Here is a 16,027-nt window from a genome sequence, read left to right as displayed (position 1 = left end):
GTCAGTTCTGAGTGAAATCATCACGTCAGTCGTTGAGAAGAAACCGTACCCGAACGTTTTTGATCTATAAACTGCACATGCTTCTTCAGGAATGGTAAGTCAAGATACCTCGGTGAACGCTTACCTCTAGCTGACTCTAAGTCCGTTCTCCTTAAGCTAGCCCATCGTACTTTCTTAGATTTATCAGTGGTTATCTCTGGACAAATTTCTTGCCCTCCAATGAAGACAAAATAAATAAACTCATTAGTTCTAGAGAACTCATTCGCTCGAATAATGCCCTTTGCATTTATTAAAGAAGAAACCATTTGTATTTTTGCTTCTGGAAATACCTGTTCTAGAAGAAGTCCTATTCTTAAGTATTCCTTCTCATCAATACTTAATATCAAAGCAGAAGCTTGTGGGTTCAACAATTGTTTTGCTAATTTAAGGCGACGCTCCATAAACGCCAGCCACTTAGAATGACGATACAAGTCTTCAGACTCTACATAGTCGTTATTGTACTTCCAGTCTTTCGCACCTGAGTTATATGGTGGGTCGATATAAATTGCGTCAACCTTCCCTCTATGAGTAAAAGTTAGAGCTTTTAATGCATGATAGTTCTCACCATTGATAACTGAATGAAATGGCTTGTCACTGCCATTTTCAACTTTACCAGTACTAACTAAGCCGGGATAAATCTTATCTCGAAATTCAGCAACAACGACAAGGTCAGATGCATCAACATGTTTCATTTCAGGTTCAAGGGCATCACGTTCCACTAAGTGTGCTATTTTTTGAGATCCAACAGTTTCAAAACGCTTAACTGTCCAGATTCGTTGATCACCCTTTGACGTTTCACCTCTAGGTGGAAGTACATGAACCTTATCACCCTTCCTAACGGGGCGCTGAGGTAACTCTACTGTTTCAGGTCTATGTCTTTCGAAATTCAAACCGAATGAACGTCGAGATGAAAGAGATTTGAACTCTCGCTCCAAGTCAACCCCCATCATAGGATCTTTAGCTTTAGCCTGAGCTATTAGGTCTGTTAAACGTGACACGTATTCACCTTTGATAAGTTTCACAGCCAAACAACCAAAAACAGAAAAATTACTACTATTCAGATAGTTAATTGGATGACGTGGAAGTGTATTTATAATTGAATGTCATTCTAACCGAGCATATCAAGCGATGAAAGAATTGCAATGTTGAAGCAGGAAACCCTTCACAAAAGATAGACATATGAATAGCTAGGGATAACATACAAAACAATCACACATAGCGATTTTCAAGATCTAGAACATCAGATAGAAAAGAACAAACCTACTAACTCTGTTTTAATCATACCTAGCGAAGCCTTCCAATCATCAAACTCATCCACATACCGCATCTTAGACAAACCATACTTAGTCGAAATCTCATCAATCGACAGATTCTCAATCTCACCTTTGTTCTTAGCCCGACGAGCCTTGTCATTCAGCGAAGTAACAGCCTTACCCAAATCACCACCAGCAACCAGTGTCGGATTAGCAAGCAACAAATGACGCGAAGATGGGTAGAGCTTACCTTGGTAGAACATTGGCTTAGATTGCCCTTTCAACTTCTCACGCTCGGCGAGCGAACCAGACAATGCCTCCTCAGCAGCAATGCCAGACTTTATACGATTCATCAGTGTACTTTGCGCCACACCAAGCTCTTTAGCAGCCTGACGCATACTTGAGTACTCAGTGCCGTCTATAACAACTTTCTTACGGTAGTCACCTTTAGGTCGAGGTTCCAGTTCAAGGGCTTGCTCTAGTGTCCAGCCAAACTTGGTAACGCGCTCATTAACTAGTTTAGGGTTCAGACCATAGTGACGCGCAGCAGCGGTGCGAGAAGGGAATTCTAGGTCTTCAATTTGATAAACGTTTTTCATGATTTATTTTTCCTAATAATAAGATCTAAAAAGCCCCACTAGCCAGACAGGGCAAGCCTGTCAGACTAGTAGGGCTAGAAATTTAGAAAGGTAATGATTCACTTTCTTCACGTTTACCTAGAGAGACTTTAACTTTAATAGCGTCGTAAAGCGCCACCATAGGTTTAACAAGTTCAATGTTCGCCAACGGTTTACCGCTTGAAGCCTTCCAATCTTGTAGCTTCCATTTCGAAGCCCATGCAGTCAGCGTGTTTACCACAGAGACATCCAGACCGAGTATTTCGACGGTATCTGCACCTTGCTTAAGAGCATCATCAGCTAGTTTAAGAGCCGCATATCCAAGTTCTAGTCGCTTTTGTGGTGCCTTAGTGCCAATCTCATGCTCTACTTGAGTAACGCCGCCAGAAACTTTCTTGATCTGAGATGACTTACCACCCGAACCCAAATCACAATCAAACTTCACATGTTTTTTATTTAGCTCATTTTTCTCTTGAATCTTTTCCCACTCACGCTCTCTAGCTCGCTTAGATGAAGCTCTTAATGATTCAACTAGACTAGGCTGATTACGTTGTTCCTCTTCTTTTTCGAGTGCTGTTTTACGCTCTGCTTCAACCAACGCTAATTGATCAGCCATAAATTGCTCAGGGTTCGCATCCATTGCAGCAATGATTACCTTTGCTTCGGGAGCCGTCATGTTACGCACCTTAAATTCAGGAGCTATTGACTCCCACTTCTGAAATAAATTTAAGTCGCGCATACCAGCTTCAACGGTACGACACTTGTAAAAAATAGCGCAGCCCTTGGTACCTTTAACACCTTTACTACCCGAATAGTAAGGTCTTGCTTCCTTATCACTTGGGAAAACTGAACATTTCTTACCACGAAGAATTACGATGGGATTTTTCTTAGATTTAGCCACGATAGGCTCCTTAAATATTAAAAATTGGATAAACCGCCGGAATGACGGCTATGAATTTGAATAAAGGTCATTGCGTGTGGGATTGCTGTCTTAATACCCCTACGGTGCTATGACATACAGAGGGAAAAGCCTTTGGGGATAAAGGCTCATCTATAATTGATATTTACGAACTTAGCTGGCTGCTAAGCGCTGCTCGTAGCGATTCACGAGCTATAGGTTCAAAGAGTTTTTCGATTTCGAAGCTGGGAAACTTCGATTTAATTAGAATGGCTAATTTGATAGTCAGCTCCGTTAACGGTACTGCTGCTTCAATTAGCTTAGATTTACCTGCCGAGCGTACTAACGTCGATTTGGTTGGATAACCCTGATCCGTCAGCCATAAGGCAAGTTGATTAGCATTTATGTCAGATTTAGATAAACCGCCCTGTTCATGGGCGTAGAAGCGCAGAAATAGACGCGCCATTAGGCTATCCGATGTTTCATCAGATTTAAGTCTTAAAGACTTATTATTAGAAGCTTTCGCCATTGCTAGGCGGTCCTGCCAGTTATACCAGTCCTCTAAAGTCTTTAAACAATGTTGTTTTCGCCAACGGTCAAAACGAAGACGAGTAAACAGCATATCGTCCAACGAATAATGAGGTTTAGTTTCCAAAGCTATATGCTGTAGGTCTTTGACATCGAGCATTTTTGGATTCAACAACTCTCGCTTATGATCGTATTCCATGTTCAAAAAAATCGAACGCTTTTCAAGCATTAAATCCTTATGTTCTAAAAAGCGCATCCGATTCGGTGTCAGGTAGCTACCATCAACTTTGTCATCAAAAGCACGGTTCAAATACATATCCACCATATGAGCACTTTGATCTGCTACTGTTGGATCTACCTTCACGCCGCCTTTCGCTAATACAGGTTCAAAGCTTTCACTCTCTATAACGGTATATTGAGCACGGGTTTTAGCGCCTATTAGCTGTTCAGCCTGATGCTTCAGTTCTAGAATTTCACCACCCGATGGATCTATTCGATGATATAATTCCCTAAACCGCTGGCAGATAGGACCTGATAGGTCTATTTCTTCTAATTCAGCATTGGTTAAGAAACCATCCGTCGTAACAGACACAACAACCTTCTCATCGGGCATGCTATGAAGCATCTCACCTAACATAGCTCTAGCAAGACCCGTCGTATAAGCCGCAAAGAAAGGATTCGTCAACGTCGATGGTGGCAATTGCTTGGAGTATCCAGCCTGTATATCAAACGCACTTTTGGGGCGAAGTGATTGTGCCATTCTCCCATAACAACTATTTAACATCTCTTTGGTTAATTTTTCATCAAAGCTACCTTTAACAAATGACTTACGCCTCTCTCGACCCCATTTCATAAAATCTTCGAAAATACGCACATCATTTTTCCATGGAATGACGAATGCCTGCTTAATGGTGATCTCAGCGCCTTGGTTATATGCGACTTCCAACTCATGACCTGTAACATATGTTTCACCAGTGATGGGAAATAACAAACCATAATCTGAACGAACCGCCAAGCTTGGGAAGCGAGTATTCTCAGGGAACTTAAACTCAACCCATGCCATGGCACACTTGTCGTTGAACAGGTCATGTAAGTCCTGAGTCATATACATTTGCTCATTCGCTAGCTCACGTAGACCTAACGTAATCGCCGAGTAACAGGACGGTATATCATAATCTCGCCAAGTATCGACTTGAGTGGGACCAGCGATAAAGCTTTCGTTTCTGCCACCGTGATAACACTGGGTTGCAAAGCCCTCTAATGTCATACGTGCAGCAACGGGTACATCCCTTGTTATCGTTAATGGCTTATTTCGATCTGATGGCCAAATTTCTTTAGTCACTTTCTCAAAACCAAATAAACCACGATAACCGCGCTTATCTTCCAAGCTATTCACAAAAGCTTTAACGGCAATGCCACCAATAGTGAATGGCACCGACTTTAAACCTAATGTGTGTTGGCAAAAGAGAGAAACGCGCTCAAAGTGGCGAGCACTAATAATCGCATCGGTTAAAGCATATTCAGCGAACTTTTCAGGCTCAGCTTCCAAGAACTCATCCATACGAGAAATAGAATAAGGCTCAAGGATCTCGACTTTCGGGATCTCAAGCAAATCACCCACCGATGAAAGTGACGAACCATTCGGCGATAACAGCATAGTGTCAAAGAAAGTGATGTAGAGTGTTTTCTTATTACGCGACTTGGTATTGACCTGAAGCGGTTCCTTATCGATGCGGCGAGACATCACTTTATCAAGCTCTAGTCCATATACATCGTCAAGGCTCGCTACCGTCTTTCGCAATCCGCTTACATGTGTCTTTAACTGATCAAACGCTTTACTGAAGTTAAACAGATCAGCCGATAACCAGTGAGCACAAAGAATTACGTCAGTCGGAAAAGTATCTAATACACCTTCATCCATTGCCTTTTCGATGGCTTGAACCAAACATCGATCCAATGCCAAACGACCAGACTTTTTAGTCGATTCAGGATACAAGATAAGTGTTGAAAGCAGACCCTTATACAAAACAGCAAGTTGATAACTCAAGATACTGTTGTACTCTCCGCAATCAGACTCGGTGTACTCTGTATCGATAGCTATTACAGGTCGCTCAAAGAAAGGAGTTGCCTTTCGTTTCTTACGCTTAACTTTTACTTTCTTCGGGGGCTTCTTGCCGATATAAGGCTTAGCTTTAGGCTTCACCGTTTTAAAAGGCACATCTTTCACATCAACCGACTCTTGAGCCTCCCAACTATCCTCGCTTTCAACATCACACTCTTCCCAACCAGTTTCAGTCAGATTGCCAATAGTGATACTGGTATCCTGCTCAAGCCAATCATATGTTTCACTCATTTTTTTATCTCCAATACGTAAAAAGACGCCACTTGGCGTCTTTTTAACAGGTTTCGGTTATGTTCAATGCTTATGCTTTGTACTCAGACCAAGAGATTTCAGGCACAGCCTTACCATCGTTATAGTCACACAATGCATCACATAGAACGTCACACAGACCTTCTAGATCCGAGAACTCATCTGCCGCAAACATAGTTAACAGATTGTCATCTTTATTCGCTGTAATAAGCAGAGAGCCGGATTTTTCAGAAATAAATACGTTAGATATCGAGTCAACATGAATCCAACTACCATTTTCAAGGATCAACGTTGCACCCTCACATGGCTTAATGGATTTTTTGATTTGCTCAAACAGAGTTTCCGCCGCCGCACCTTTTTGGTAATGCATAACGTTACAGTTCGAGTCCAACACAACCACGCGCTCATCAGAGCCGATTACACTTTTAGCTAAAGCTAGGTTCTTAACGCCACGGTTTGTTTTTACAAATACAGATGTAGAAGTAGTCATGATATTTATCCTATTAAAATTCCAAATTGTTAAAGAGCATGAGACAGATGCCTCTTCTAACGAAGAGACACCTGTCTCAACGCTAGGGGTAAAATTAATTCGATTACATTTCTTCTATTTATTGAGTAATGCCACCTCCCACTTAGCTATCTCCGATTTCAAAAAACGAACGCTACGACCTATTCGCAGAACTTTCGGCAATGAATCAGGTTGGCGAGTTACATTGGTTCTTACCGTTGCAGGATTAAGGCTGTATGCCGCTGCAAATTCTTCTACTGTTAATGCATTTTTCATTGGGTTTTCCTTAGTCAAATTGAAAATTAGGTAGCATCGCTTCAACAGTCTTCTGAGAAGCTTGTGCTAAATGAGTATTTTGGTAATAGGCATAGCGCTCTGTGACGCTCACATTAGAATGACCAAGGCTCTGTTGAGCTAAACGAATATCATTGGTCGCGATCAGCATTTGGGTCGCATAGGTACGACGTAGATCGTGGATAGTGAAAGGCGCTTCTAGTGAACCTTCCGCTTTCATGGCTTGCTGAATACGCTCCATACAAGCCCGTGGGTACGCAATGTGCTCGCCATGGTTCTTCAGTGATGGAAACACCCAATCATTGAAAGAAACCATGAGACACTTTCGGATAAGTCGCTGTGCTGGCTCAGATAAGTAAATACGCTGAGGCTTACCTGATTTAGTCATAGGCAACCAAGCAGACGACAGATCATCGGAAAGCATTGAACGGGAAAGGCTAATCACATTACCAATGCGCATACCCGTAAGCAGGCTTAACAGTAATGCACTGGCATGAATGAAGTTAGGTTCAGCGCAAGCATGACGACAAAAGCTTTCCATTTCTTTAGCGGATAACACGCGCTCTTTAACGTTGTTCTCCGCCAGCTTTTTAACGCCCTTTACTGGACTCTTATCAATAATGTCGTGCTCTACTGCCATAGAGAACAGCTTGGATAAAAATGCTTGGTAGCGGTTCACCGTGGCTGGCGATAGGTCTGTTAATGAATGAAGAAATTTCTCCACATCACGACGAGTTACATCAGCAATACGTTTATTACCTATAGCCGCCATGACACGTTTAGCACGAGACTGAAAAGTTTTATGATCACGGTGGTGACGTCGACTGAAAGGCACGAGTACTTCATCAAAGAACTGCTGAACAGTCAGGCGACTACCTTTGCGGTAGGCACCAGACTGAACATCAGCAATAAACTGGTAAGCCAACTTCTCAAAGTCAGCAAACTTCATTTCAGGGTAGGTACCAAACGACTCGTAGTACCGTTGACCTTTCCAACCAAAGCGAACTATCCAGCGTTTACTTGATGCAGTTACGAGTAAACGAAGACGAGAGTTGGCATCACTTCGGTACTCTATAGCCTGCTCACCTTTTGAGGGGCGGGGCAAGTTATCCAGTACTGCTTTGGAAAACCTGAGAGAATCCATCTAAATCACTCTGTTATTGAATCGATGGAATGATTTTCACGTATATCTAAATAAATCGCTCATAGAGGGAAAGTCAGCTCAAGCGAGGAAATACATGTCACAATTAATTCAAAAATGAATAAAAACAGACACTTAATCGACAAAACAGAAATGAAGATAGGTACAAATTTGATTGAATTCAGAGATGGGTACATATTTGATTGAGTATTAGGAGGCTGATATCCTACTGCGGATTGACTTAAAGTTTGGAACAAAGAATGCCTAGAAAACAAGCCACCTATACACATCGCCGCCTAACGTTATACGTTAAAGCTAATATTGATGAAAAACATATTGATACGCGTGTAAAACACCAGCTAATCGCTACGATAATTTTTCATTTTAAAATAAGCCAACGGGAAGCCATTCTGACTTTAAGAGAAGCAACTTCGGACCTTCTTACACTCCCAAATCAATCAGCGTTCTCGACCTACTTAAAGAAATATAAAGAAGCTGACGCACCTGAAAAGAAAGATAAATATGAGAACGCCGTTAAGTTTCTAGCATTAAAGAAAGGGGTCAATGTATACGACTGCCACCTAACAATTGAAAAGTCTTGTTTGAAAGAAGGAAGACCGGAAGGAGAATCTAGATTCGCAAGTACCTACCTAAAAATCAATGACAGTGATGTACCACCATGGCACGAGAGAAATATAGGATTTATAAGAGCATTCAGCGCTTTCATCAATAATGACCCTAACCATTATAAAGCCGCTATAGATAGAATTGTCGAAGCTATAAAAAATGCTTCTTTCAAAAATGAGAAGATTAACTTTGACGATTCTGTCTCATGGTATAGGAAGAATATATATCGAAAATTAAGCCACCCTATTTCAGAATGGGCTATTTATTCAACACCATTGCAAGCTGAAATATTCGTACTGGAAAGACCAGAAAAAGAAGAAACGGAAGTGGACCAAAAGCCAATACTTTTTATGGCTATAAAGTCACATGATTGTACTGGATACACTCCAATCAAGTTGTCACCAAATGCAGCCCATGAACTTGCAGAAGTGATGAAAACACACTCAAATCTCATTTATACAATTAATGTAAAAAAGCAAAGTAACATCATTTTAATCCAGCTAGTAATAAGCACTAAAAATTCGACAACAAATCAAGCTAGTACATCATTGCTAGCACTCTATACAAAGATCAGATACCAAGTCGTAACCTCAAAAGGGGAACGACAAAATTTACACCAACCTTTTAACTTAGATTGCATGGATGGAAACTTCACCATCCAAAAAAACAAACCACTTAACAATAGTGTTTACCGCTTAAGCACGAATACAAATAGCTACAACCATCAAGGTATTATAAAAACCTTGGACTCACTTCATCATATTTTGTCCGAACTCAGCACATCGGAATACCAATCATGTCTTTTCCAAGCTCATAAAGTAAGAGGAAAACAAAACGCGAAGGTTGTTGTAGATAAAAAAGTGCTTCGATATCTAGAGCTAGATACTAAAAAACGTATGCCATCGTACTTCCTAAAAAACAACCCGAACCATATATAATTAATCCCCTACTGACTAAAGACATACACACCTTCAGACCTCATGTCATAAGCATTAAAGCAAAATCCTAATTACGAAGAAGTGAGAGCCACAGCTCTCACTTACCCCAACCCCTTTAATCTTCAGGGCCGACACATGCTCCCACGCAGCCACCAATTACAGCTCCGACTACAGTGGCTTCGGCTCCACACGTGCGGCCGATACTAGCCCCTATGGCCAAACCCTTCATAGCACCAGATGTACTAGGGCGAATTTTTACCTTAGTCGTTGGATACTCACGCTCAATTTCAATCGCTTTCATCGGTAGCGATGATTGCCCCAGTGTTAATAAATTCATCATTGTATTACCTCTATTTCTCTGCAATTTTCATTGCTACAAACGAAGAAAGGGCCATGCTCAATGAAGAACATGACCCTTAGTGATGTTATACCGTTCAACCTAGTCCAGTGTTAATGTCGAGAGTTCCAAGTCTTACACCAACGTCGAGCTAAATTGACCAATACAACAAACCTTATTGTGCTTTGCCTTTCGGGCTATCTGGGCTGCATTGAGTTACATCAGTGACATGACCATTCATGGTTCCGCAGACATCCGCTTTCCATTGCACGATAACTCCGTAAGACGCTGTATTCTGAATGCCTGCTTTACCATTCCATTGTGGTTCTAGCAGTTCTTTCATTTTCGAGATATCGCCCGGATTACCACCGAACGTCCCACCTGCAAATACTGAAGATGCGAAAAGTGAGGTTAGACCAAGCAGGATGATTGATTTTTTCATTTTTGTTTTTTCCTTAAATACGTAATGACGCCGCTGGTAAAGACAGCGTTAACGTGATTGATGATTAGTTTAAAGAGGGTGAACGACAGGGTGTGTCGCTCAGGTGTAGAAATATTGAAATGATTGATGAATGCCTTGTAAGGCATGCCTTGAGGTAACTAATGAAAGCTATAGCAATATCAGTAACCTTATGAAAATCCGCTAGAAATAATCAGGTTCTTTCTCAGTGCGACACCACCTGACGAGCGACCTATTTACAATGCGTAGGATGAAAGAGCATGACAAACTAGCGAAACGACTTGGCATCATCCCGACCCGTTTAAATACGGGTGAGAAACTGTATCTGGAAGAGTTGAGCCGGGAATTTAGGGTGAGTGAAAGAACGCTTCAACGGGACTTCAACGAACGGTTAAATTACTTACCCATCCAGCGTGACGGTGCTTGTTACTTTCTTGACCCACAAGCTCTAGGTAGGCAGAGCAATAATGAAGTGTCATTGCTACTGATGATAATGGGATTCGATACGTTGTTTTCCGGTAAGCACTACCTAAGTAATGGCGTACTGAACAACAAGAGTACTCCGCCCTTTCTATTCAAGAATCCGCAAATCGAAGACATCAGTAAAAATGTTTCGGTGTTCGAGAAACTTATCGAATCGATACAACGCCGGAACGTGATTAGCTTTAGTTGCCATGGGAAAACCTACGATGAGTTCCACAGCTACAAACTTTTGAATGACCGTGGTCAATGGTACTTAGCCGGAACACACAGAAACCACCTGGAGTCTCTCAGAGTGGCGAAGATTCGTGAGTTAGTGCGATACGAGGATAAATACTCTCCTGACCTAAATATTGAACACAAGCTCACTGGTCGAGGATATGAGGATGAGTTGCCACATCCCGTTGAGGTGGTTATACAGATTAACGGAAGAGTCAGTGAAAGCTTCTTCAAAGAAAATAATCCCAATGACTTTCGAGTGTTAAAAGAGCTAGATTCCAGTGGTGTATTGACAAGCTATACGACTAGCAACATTCAAACATTACTCCGCTTACTCAAAGCGTGGCTTCCTGATGTCGAAGTGCTGTCACCCGATTGGGTGAGATACAAGTTGAAGCAGGAGTTACAAACCTATCTGGAATCAACCAAATAGAAACCACTCTGATAGCTGTAAGGTGATGTGTTGCAAACTTCTGGTTGAGTCGCTCTCAGTATCAGCGCCTGACATAATGAAGCCACCCGACAATCACCAACCAAGCCCGTAGCTTAAACTGACCACTATGCACCCAAATTAAACCTGTCGATGCGTAACAAGCACAGTGATTGACTTGATGAAATGACCAACCGATACAGGGTAAGGAAAAGTGTTAGATGCCCTATTTTTACTCCGCGAAAATTAACACTTTAATAGATTAGAACAGAGCTTTTAGCTAAGTTTAATATATTTATATTATTAAATTAATTATAAGGACTTTCAGCTCAGGTTAGGCAAGGAAGCCATACCAGTTCTAGGTTTTAGTCTATAAAAACGCTCCCATTACTTCAAAATAGTAATGGGAGTCATTAATGTCAAAACACCAGCAAGAAGATAGTAACCCCGTTAAAATTAGAGTTCTTTTCCTTGGTGTTTCCACCGCCCATAATAAGCCAGTCACTTCATCTTCTCTGAACCCTGAACTCAACGGATTGGCAAAACGTTGTAGAAACTTACTCCAATGAAAAAGGCTTCCCATCACACCATGACAAGCATGGCACAATAGGAAGCCTTGATTTCACTAGGAAGTGACACTGCAGTTTTATGGTTCATACATGGTGCTTTCAACTTGGTTTGCTACTGATAGACTAATCCACCGTGACTTTTATTTCATCAAAGCAGTCCATTCCAATGTAGCTGAGAAAGTTGGATTCCCACATCGAGTAGAACTCCATTACCTCACTACTTGTTATCGGCAGTTCTGGAACATAGGAAAAACTCGCTGTCCCACATCCGAAGTTGAAATCCACCTCTTTAACCAGTTCGGGATAGGGACCACCGCAATACGCAAAGTCAGTGATGTAATCAAATACCCATTGGTCATAGAGTCGAACAAGCCTGATTTCGACAGGGTGGTAGCCACCGTTCTCAGGACTGTATGATTTTTCTCGAAAGTTAATCACGATCGATTGGATCATAGATGTCCATTTACCTGATTCGCTGATCACTCGGTTTAAAGTATCTTGAAGATCGACACTGACAGGTAAAGTCAGCTTATTCTTTGAAAAGCATAGTTTCATAATAAAGTCTCGTTTAATTTGTTAGGAATACACTCTTGGGTAGTGCGTGGTATGAAAATTGGGAAGTGACTTGGTCGGCAAGGATTGATGTGCTTTTAGGGTTATTTAGCCTCGGTTTCACCGTCCACTAATGACATGAGTTCATCACGACGTTGCTCGTAGTCAGGCGCAAGAACGTGGAGAAACACCGATTTCTCTGACGGCAGGATAAGTAATAACCCACGCAGTGCCGCCGCCATAAATCCAGCATTATTAGCAGACCCACCCTTGAACACAGATTTAAGTACAGTGCTTTTAAACGGCTTGTCGTCTTGCTCATTTAACACAGCGACAATATCTTCAAAGGCTACCCACTCTTTACTATGAAGACCGCCACCTTCATTACCCGAAAGTCTAAGGAATAGAGCATTTAGATCATCATGTACCGAAAGCTCATAGAACACATGATTCTGGGTTTTAGGTGATAACTTCTTCGCTTTACCATCGAGCACAATATTAGCGAAATGGTCTACAGGTACATCTTTAACGACCGTTGCAAGTTCATTGCCTTCTACCACTTCAGGTTGAACGACTTCTTCTTTTTGATTGGTTTTACGTGCCATGGGGCACCTCCATACTATTAGTGACTTTTAAGATTAGATTCAGAGTTAAACTTCAGCTTGATCAGCAAGCTTGACGACAGGGAACGTTGGACTGTTCATTGGAGCACAGCAATACACCCCACTACCTGCCGTAGTAACAATGGCAACAGCAAGTAGCCAAGGACAGTCATCATCATTTAGTAATAAAACCCATTCAGGGTAGTTAGTGACAAAGCGTAGAAAGCTTTGATCGCCTTCCGGTTCTTTACTCAAGGTTTCATCGGTATCGTCGGCTTCAATCAAATACAAAGTGGTGCCAACCTCATCCCAGAACGCTTTCGTACTTTCTTCATCACCGAATGGCTCTATCAAATGTTCGAGTAGTTTTACTTTCACATCATCAGGCATTGGCAGTGATTGAATTTCTTCAAAATTGCTTACTGTTTTCATCGTGAATTTCCTTCTAATAATGAAAAAGCCCTCGTCCAGCTAGTCGCTGTACGAGGGCTTTTTCAAATGATTTGTTTTAAGTATTACTCAGTCTATTCAAGTGGAATATCACCACTAACCATATCCGATAGATGTGAGCCAATTTTACGCCTACGACCAACGGTATGCTTGGCATAATACTTACTCGTTATACCTATCTCGGAGTGATTCAATTGTTTAGCAATATCATGTAAAGGCACTCCTTTTGCCGCAAGCAAAGTTCCAAGTGTATGTCTGGCACTGTGCAGGGTTATATTGGCTTTATCTCCTGGTATATCAGGCAGTCCCATCTTCTCCTTGATCACTTTCAATGCGTGTCTAGCAGGGCTGATAGGTTTACACTTTCGACGTCCAGCAAAGATATAAGGATTATTCGTCACTTTAGGTATCGACTTCAAAATAGAGAGCATGTAATCACTTGCATAAATAATGTGGTCACGACCATTTTTTGTTCGATTTATATACAGAGTTTTCTGTTCCCAATTTATCGATTCGTGCTTTAAATACCTTAATTCACGATCCCTTAATCCAGTCAAAAACAGCAACGCTAAGAACGATCCTGTGTGTTTATCTGGATACTCCAAAGCATGACGAACAAAGTCCTTCAGTTGATTTTCGGTGAGGTATCCTGTGCGGATATTATCCAACTTCGGTAAGCTGACTTTATCTGCAACCAACAGACAATCCATAAGACGGTATGCATGTTTATTTATCGACTTGAGAAGTGCTAATACCCGGCAAATACTGGCGGTTGCGTAAGGCTTACCAGTGGTTTTGCTGATCTTACTTTGCATTTCCATCTGCACTTTCACGATATGCGCAGCGGTTAGTTCATTAATCGGAACATGATGGATAGACTTAGCATGACGGAATCGTGCGACATCATCTTTCCATGTACGACGTTGTTTTTGAAGAGGAAGATAGACCTCATTGAAAAACCGTTCAAGGGTCATAGACGAATCAGTCTTTTCAGTATCACGCTCGATCTTCGGATCAATACCCTCAAGAATCTGCTGACGGTATTCCTTAGCAATTTTACGCAGGGTAATGATGCAGGTTTCAGGGTGCTTTCCTAAACCTACCGACGCCTTCTTACCAGTAACAGGGCTTGTATATCGAAGCAGGAACCGCTTGCCGCCAGACTTACCGACTAAGCAGCGAACACCAGTAGGTAAACCGGAGTCTTTCATAGCGGATAGATTGACTTCGTAATCGGTGGATTTTGAAGTTGTGGGATTGGGTTTTAAATTGTTGAGGAAAGTGGTGGTGAGTCGTTGTGATTTGCTCATTCAAACCTCCGTTAACTAAATATTCAATTAATTAATATAAGTTTGAACGGTATTTATATGCACCTGAACCAATACTTGATGAAGAAAAAATCTAATTATCAAAAATTGACCATCGCCATTTGATTTAGACGCATAACATCACTCCATTAAATATGATGGAATATAAGAACTTCATCCTAGGCACTAATAATAATGAAAATAATATCGAATATTACAGGTTCCCATCACCATGACTTGCAAGGATTGATCGATCAAGGTGGAAATAGGCTTCTTATTACTTCACCGTTCTTAGCCTCAGATATGACTAACTTCCTTGCGGGATTTAACTTCAACTCAGTAAAGAGTATTGAGCTTGTAACCACATTCAAAGCCAACGATCCTGAACAGCTAACCAAACCAAAGCAGTTACTAGATTTTCTCAAATATTTCCAGACAAAATATCCAACAGTAAAAGCAAAAGTTCACATAGATAACAGCCTTCACGGAAAGATCTACGTCATAACTAATGCCCACGAACATCAAGCAATAATTACATCAGCCAACTTCACTAATAATGGTTTAAAGCATAACCATGAATGGGGAGTTTTATCATCACATAGCGAACACCTAGACAACCTCGTAGATGAGGTATTCGAAGCAATTGAGTTTAAAGAATTAACGTTAACTCAACTCAGAAAAGCGGTGATGTTTGCTGACCAATACATTGCACAAAAAGCATGGGAAACGAAAGAGCCCAAAGCAAACATCGACATCCTGCCACGAGTTTACTCATCGGAAAGTGATCCAGATAAAGAACCACTTTACTTCTTAAAACCGATTGGCACTCGTGAAGAACCAGTACTACTTGAAGAACGAGAAGACTTTTCAGACCTCCACCAAAATTTACACTTCTCGAAGAAGAAACCCAAAGGTGTAACCAAAGGAGATATTGTAATTACAACTGGTGTAGGTTCAGGCTCATTACTAAGTTATTTCAAGGTCACTGGCGATCTATTCCCGGTAACCGAAGATGAAATTCAGCAAGAAGCGTGGAAAGAACGATGGCCTTGGTATATGGAAGGACAAAATCGCAGCTGTGATTTCGGTGGTTCATGGTGGGAGCATGACATTAAACGTAATACAGCATTAGAAGAGTTCCGCCAGCTATACCCTAAAACTCCAGTAACGAAATCAGGAAACTTCACTCTTGGTACACTCAACTTTGGTAACGACAAAGTCCAGATAACTAAAGAATTTGGTGACTTTCTAATCAGTAAAATTGAAGACTGCATAGCGTCGTAAACTTAACAACCACCTACTAAAGTAGGTGGGTTAGTATTACGGACTGAAAGTCCGGATACGGGTCAAAGACCCGTTGTTAGTCGCTTTCAGTTCGGAAGTTATCTTCAACCTTTGGCTCAAAAT

Annotated in this window: 16 protein-coding genes; 3 read left to right on the top strand and 13 right to left on the bottom strand. The window is 41.4% G+C overall.

The features are described 5' to 3' along the window. Window positions 1-20: 20 nt before the first annotated feature. The 7 genes from H5300_RS21215 to H5300_RS21185 form a co-directional block, all read right to left on the bottom strand. Window positions 21-1,037 carry a DNA methyltransferase gene (locus H5300_RS21215; protein ID WP_310736176.1) on the bottom strand — a complete coding sequence of 339 codons (1,017 nt, stop codon included), beginning with the start codon at window positions 1,035-1,037 and terminating at the stop codon, window positions 21-23. A gap of 242 nt (window positions 1,038-1,279) precedes the next feature. Continuing rightward, complete coding sequence (locus H5300_RS21210; protein ID WP_182796802.1) at window positions 1,280-1,891, bottom strand: hypothetical protein; 612 nt, start codon at window positions 1,889-1,891, stop codon at window positions 1,280-1,282. A gap of 82 nt (window positions 1,892-1,973) precedes the next feature. Beyond that, window positions 1,974-2,810 carry a hypothetical protein gene (locus H5300_RS21205; protein WP_182796801.1) on the bottom strand — a complete coding sequence of 279 codons (837 nt, stop codon included), beginning with the start codon at window positions 2,808-2,810 and terminating at the stop codon, window positions 1,974-1,976. A gap of 163 nt (window positions 2,811-2,973) precedes the next feature. Then, the gene (locus H5300_RS21200) at window positions 2,974-5,688 is read right to left on the bottom strand and encodes a hypothetical protein (RefSeq protein WP_182796800.1); all 2,715 of its coding nucleotides are present in this window, start codon (window positions 5,686-5,688) and stop codon (window positions 2,974-2,976) included. Window positions 5,689-5,758: 70 nt separating this feature from the next. Further along, the gene (locus tag H5300_RS21195; protein WP_182796799.1) at window positions 5,759-6,196 is read right to left on the bottom strand and encodes a hypothetical protein; all 438 of its coding nucleotides are present in this window, start codon (window positions 6,194-6,196) and stop codon (window positions 5,759-5,761) included. A 114-nt stretch (window positions 6,197-6,310) separates the two neighbouring features. Then, complete coding sequence (locus H5300_RS21190; RefSeq protein WP_016797470.1) at window positions 6,311-6,490, bottom strand: hypothetical protein; 180 nt, start codon at window positions 6,488-6,490, stop codon at window positions 6,311-6,313. A 10-nt stretch (window positions 6,491-6,500) separates the two neighbouring features. After that, window positions 6,501-7,652 carry a tyrosine-type recombinase/integrase gene (locus tag H5300_RS21185; RefSeq protein ID WP_182796798.1) on the bottom strand — a complete coding sequence of 384 codons (1,152 nt, stop codon included), beginning with the start codon at window positions 7,650-7,652 and terminating at the stop codon, window positions 6,501-6,503. A 257-nt stretch (window positions 7,653-7,909) separates the two neighbouring features. Between H5300_RS21185 and H5300_RS21180 the strand changes: the two genes are divergently transcribed. After that, the gene (locus tag H5300_RS21180; protein WP_182796797.1) at window positions 7,910-9,214 is read left to right on the top strand and encodes a hypothetical protein; all 1,305 of its coding nucleotides are present in this window, start codon (window positions 7,910-7,912) and stop codon (window positions 9,212-9,214) included. 115 nt (window positions 9,215-9,329) lie between these two features. On the opposite strand, the gene H5300_RS21175 is transcribed toward H5300_RS21180, so the two are convergent. Both H5300_RS21175 and H5300_RS21170 read right to left on the bottom strand, forming a co-directional pair. Continuing rightward, a complete protein-coding gene (locus H5300_RS21175; RefSeq protein ID WP_145565893.1) occupies window positions 9,330-9,554 on the bottom strand; it encodes a hypothetical protein in 225 nt (74 codons plus the stop codon). 172 nt (window positions 9,555-9,726) lie between these two features. After that, window positions 9,727-9,993, bottom strand: a complete 267-nt coding sequence (locus tag H5300_RS21170) for a hypothetical protein (protein ID WP_182796796.1) — start codon at window positions 9,991-9,993, stop codon at window positions 9,727-9,729. Window positions 9,994-10,261: 268 nt separating this feature from the next. Between H5300_RS21170 and H5300_RS21165 the strand changes: the two genes are divergently transcribed. Further along, entirely contained in the window at window positions 10,262-11,143 is an 882-nt protein-coding gene (locus H5300_RS21165; protein WP_182796803.1) for a YafY family protein, read from the top strand. Between the two features lie 689 nt (window positions 11,144-11,832). Here the strand turns inward: H5300_RS21165 and H5300_RS21160 are convergent. The 4 genes from H5300_RS21160 to H5300_RS21145 form a co-directional block, all read right to left on the bottom strand. Continuing rightward, on the bottom strand, window positions 11,833-12,264 hold the full coding sequence (locus H5300_RS21160) for a DUF2787 family protein (protein WP_182796795.1): 432 nt from the start codon (window positions 12,262-12,264) through the stop codon (window positions 11,833-11,835). A 101-nt stretch (window positions 12,265-12,365) separates the two neighbouring features. Continuing rightward, window positions 12,366-12,866 (bottom strand): hypothetical protein, encoded by a 501-nt coding sequence (locus H5300_RS21155; protein WP_182796794.1) that lies wholly within the window; start codon window positions 12,864-12,866, stop codon window positions 12,366-12,368. Between the two features lie 45 nt (window positions 12,867-12,911). Beyond that, window positions 12,912-13,295, bottom strand: a complete 384-nt coding sequence (locus H5300_RS21150) for a hypothetical protein (RefSeq protein WP_182796793.1) — start codon at window positions 13,293-13,295, stop codon at window positions 12,912-12,914. Window positions 13,296-13,387: 92 nt separating this feature from the next. Then, on the bottom strand, window positions 13,388-14,623 hold the full coding sequence (locus H5300_RS21145) for an integrase family protein (RefSeq protein WP_182796792.1): 1,236 nt from the start codon (window positions 14,621-14,623) through the stop codon (window positions 13,388-13,390). 192 nt (window positions 14,624-14,815) lie between these two features. Between H5300_RS21145 and H5300_RS21140 the strand changes: the two genes are divergently transcribed. After that, window positions 14,816-15,904 carry a phospholipase D family protein gene (locus H5300_RS21140; RefSeq protein ID WP_182796791.1) on the top strand — a complete coding sequence of 363 codons (1,089 nt, stop codon included), beginning with the start codon at window positions 14,816-14,818 and terminating at the stop codon, window positions 15,902-15,904. The last annotated feature ends 123 nt before the right edge of the window (window positions 15,905-16,027 follow it).

Source organism: Vibrio sp. SG41-7, from assembly GCF_014164465.1.
Taxonomy (GTDB): domain Bacteria; phylum Pseudomonadota; class Gammaproteobacteria; order Enterobacterales; family Vibrionaceae; genus Vibrio; species Vibrio splendidus.
Note: the sequence above shows the minus strand (reverse complement) of the source record. Positions and strands in the feature narration are given on the sequence as shown.

Bases quoted from the DNA above. Each gene is read 5' to 3' on its own strand.
- H5300_RS21210 (WP_182796802.1), bottom strand. From the start codon at position 1,891: ATGAAAAACGTTTATCAAATTGAAGACCTAGAATTCCCTTCTCGCACC.
- H5300_RS21200 (WP_182796800.1), bottom strand. From the start codon at position 5,688: ATGAGTGAAACATATGATTGGCTTGAGCAGGATACCAGTATCACTATT.
- H5300_RS21195 (WP_182796799.1), bottom strand. From the start codon at position 6,196: ATGACTACTTCTACATCTGTATTTGTAAAAACAAACCGTGGCGTTAAG.
- H5300_RS21190 (WP_016797470.1), bottom strand. From the start codon at position 6,490: ATGAAAAATGCATTAACAGTAGAAGAATTTGCAGCGGCATACAGCCTT.
- H5300_RS21185 (WP_182796798.1), bottom strand. From the start codon at position 7,652: ATGGATTCTCTCAGGTTTTCCAAAGCAGTACTGGATAACTTGCCCCGC.
- H5300_RS21180 (WP_182796797.1), top strand. From the start codon at position 7,910: ATGCCTAGAAAACAAGCCACCTATACACATCGCCGCCTAACGTTATAC.
- H5300_RS21175 (WP_145565893.1), bottom strand. From the start codon at position 9,554: ATGATGAATTTATTAACACTGGGGCAATCATCGCTACCGATGAAAGCG.
- H5300_RS21170 (WP_182796796.1), bottom strand. From the start codon at position 9,993: ATGAAAAAATCAATCATCCTGCTTGGTCTAACCTCACTTTTCGCATCT.
- H5300_RS21165 (WP_182796803.1), top strand. From the start codon at position 10,262: ATGAAAGAGCATGACAAACTAGCGAAACGACTTGGCATCATCCCGACC.
- H5300_RS21160 (WP_182796795.1), bottom strand. From the start codon at position 12,264: ATGAAACTATGCTTTTCAAAGAATAAGCTGACTTTACCTGTCAGTGTC.
- H5300_RS21155 (WP_182796794.1), bottom strand. From the start codon at position 12,866: ATGGCACGTAAAACCAATCAAAAAGAAGAAGTCGTTCAACCTGAAGTG.
- H5300_RS21150 (WP_182796793.1), bottom strand. From the start codon at position 13,295: ATGAAAACAGTAAGCAATTTTGAAGAAATTCAATCACTGCCAATGCCT.
- H5300_RS21145 (WP_182796792.1), bottom strand. From the start codon at position 14,623: ATGAGCAAATCACAACGACTCACCACCACTTTCCTCAACAATTTAAAA.
- H5300_RS21140 (WP_182796791.1), top strand. From the start codon at position 14,816: ATGAAAATAATATCGAATATTACAGGTTCCCATCACCATGACTTGCAA.